Genomic DNA, 2,755 nt, shown 5'->3' on the forward strand with positions numbered 1-2,755 from the left:
TGCCAGTATTGCCAGCCGTGCGATAACCGCACGCCAGTTGCCAGCACACGCATCATACGGTAACTGGAATGCCGCGCCAAACGGAGTCCACGCCATAATNTCGGCCGCACGATTTGCCGTTTCGAGATCAATCTGACTAGCCGCGCCAGAATTCATCAGCAAATTCGGTATTTGCCAAACAAACACGAACAACAGTACAACCACAACATAAAACAGGTTTTTGCCTCGTTTTGACGTGATCAGCGTGGTCGAAAGGGGGGTGGTGACGTTTTGTTGGACTTCGTTGTCTGAATGGTCGTTCAGAACGATATCACATGTGTTCAGGCGACGAGCCCGAGCTGGATGCGCTTGTCCATGATGCTCATCCCGTATTCGAGTTTGATGCGCTTGTCCCGGTACCAGACCATGTACTCGTCCAGCATCGCAATGAACTCGTCGATCGTGACGCCCTGGAAGCTCCTCTTGTGGAAGAACTCTTGCTTGAGCCGGCCGAAGAACCCCTCGGCGGCGGCGTTGTCCGGACTGCAGCCCTTCGCGCTCATCGNCCTCGTCAATCCATGATCCGTGCAGATGCGAATCCATTCAGGCCACCGGTAGTGGCATCCCCGGTCGGNGTGGATGACGGGCGTCTGACCGGGTCGGAGCGTGGCGCACGCGTCCTCGAGCATCCCGTTGGCCAATGCGGCGTTGGGGCTGGTGCCGNTCGTCCAGGCGACCGGCATGCCGTCGTAGCAGTCGATCACCGGCGACAGGTACACCTTGCCCGCGGGGATCGAGAACTCGGTGATGTCGGTGACCCACAGCTCANTCGGATTCGCGGCGTGAAAGTCGCGGTTGACGAGATTGGCCGGCGCGCCGCCGATCTCTCCCTTGTACGAGCTGTAGCGCTTCGCGCTCTTGAACACCGGCACCATGCCATGGCGGGTCATCAGCCGCATGACGCGCTTCGCGGAGACGACGATGCCCGCGCTCCTGAGTTCGAGGTGGATGCGCTTGTACCCATAACGGCGTTTACTGTTCTCGAACGCCTCGCGCACCAATGCGAGCAGGCCCCGGTCCTTGTCGGGCCTGCTCATGGCCTTGAGCTGGTAGTAGTACGTGCTGCGTGCGATGCCGACCTCGCCCAGCAGACTCTCGGCGTTGACGCCCAGGGCCTCACTGACCTTTTTGACCAGAATCGTTTTCTCTCGGCTTGTCAGGTTGTCCGGGTCTGCGCCCGGCTCTTTTCCCACCAATTCCACCGCTCCCTTCATGATCGCCAGCCTGATCTCCATCGCCCGGTATTCGGCGCGCAATCGCTCCAGATCGGCGTTCAGCGAGGCGATCTCGCCGCGCAGCGCATCCGCATCAGCCTGCGGTGCGGTATCCTTGCGTTCCGGTTCGTCCTTCGCCACCGCGGCCCCTTTCGTCTTGCCGAGCAATCGCCGCTTCCAGTTTCTCACTACCGACGAATCCACTCCCAATCCCTCCGCCACCTCACGCGAGCTCGCTCCACCGGACACGACCTTGAGCACGGCCTCGCGCTTGAGCTCCTCAGGTATGGGCCCGTGGCGAAGCCGGCGTTCGCCGGGCGCGAGCTCGTCAATCCACGAGGCCAGCAGCGTCTTGCTCGGATACCCCATTTGGCGGATCGTGCGGCTCGCTCGCCGCCCGTGCGTCAGGTAATGGTCCACCGCGTCCCGCCTCTGCTCCAACGTGTAACGCGAATACCGCTCGCCACGCGTCGAGGGTATTCCCGTCTTCTGTTCCTCGAGCCAGTCCCGATGCCACATACGCAACGCCTCACGACTGGGATACCCCAACTCCCGGATCGCGTCCGCCGCGCAGCACTCATACCTCACATACAACTCCACCGCACGCCGACGCTGCTCCCTCGTATACCTCGCCATGATGGCTCCTCCCGGATCACAGTCCAAGAAAACGGCACCACCTCATTTTGTGCAGTGTTTTTCCGCAGTGTAGGCAGCGGGTTTTCCGCATTGTGTGCGGTATCGGCCACTGCCTGTCTGCGTGTGTTGTTGTGTTGTTTGGTTATTTGGTCATGAGGGCGTGTTGGCTGCGGTAGGAGTGGCCCTCGAATCTGATGAGTCGTCCGTGGTGGACGGTGCGGTCGATGAGGGCGGCGGCCATGTTCTTGTCGCCGAGAATGCGTCCCCATCCCGAGAATTCGATGTTGGTGGTGTAGATGATGCTCCTTGTCTCGTAGCTGTCGCTGATGATCTGGAAGAGGAGGCGGCTGCCTTCCTCGTCGATGGGCAGGTAGCCGAACTCGTCGATGATCAGGAGGCGTGCTTTGCCGATGCCCGCGAGCTCCCGGTCGAGCCGGTTGTCCTGTTGGGCGCGGCGCAGGCGCATGAGTAGTCCGGTCGCGGTGAAGAACCGGACCGGTATGCCCTTGGCGCAGGCGAGCCTGCCGATCGCGATCGCGAGATGGCTTTTGCCGACCCCGACGGGCCCGTAGAGCACGAGGTCCTCACATCGACTGATGAACTCGAGGCTCTCCAATTGGGTTCGCCCCCAGTCGGCGGGCATGTTCAGGTTGGTCCAGTCGTAGCCGTCGAGGGTCTTGTCGGCGGGGAACCCGGCCTGTTTGAGGAGACGGGCTCGTTTGGATTGCTCTCGTGAGTCGAGTTCCGCGGTGAACCAGCGTTCGATGAATTCGAGCTGGTTGGGTGTCGCCTCGGCGAGCATGTTGGCGAGCACGCTGCGTGTCAGGGTCAGGCTGCGGCTCATCATGAGGATGCGTTCGCTTTTC

Annotated in this window: 2 protein-coding genes; both read right to left on the minus strand. The window is 61.2% G+C overall.

Annotated elements, in window-relative coordinates; translation table 11 throughout:
* Positions 1–320: 320 nt before the first annotated feature.
* Positions 321–1,889, minus strand: a complete 1,569-nt coding sequence (locus tag BHAP_RS11295; RefSeq protein ID WP_094730742.1) for an IS3 family transposase — start codon at positions 1,887–1,889, stop codon at positions 321–323.
* 142 nt (positions 1,890–2,031) lie between these two features.
* Positions 2,032–2,755, minus strand: a 724-nt coding sequence (gene istB, locus BHAP_RS11300) for an IS21-like element helper ATPase IstB (RefSeq protein ID WP_244569406.1), incomplete at its 5' end; no start/stop codon positions are given.

Origin of the sequence: Bifidobacterium hapali (assembly GCF_002259755.1) — a bacterium.
GTDB lineage: Bacteria > Actinomycetota > Actinomycetes > Actinomycetales > Bifidobacteriaceae > Bifidobacterium > Bifidobacterium hapali.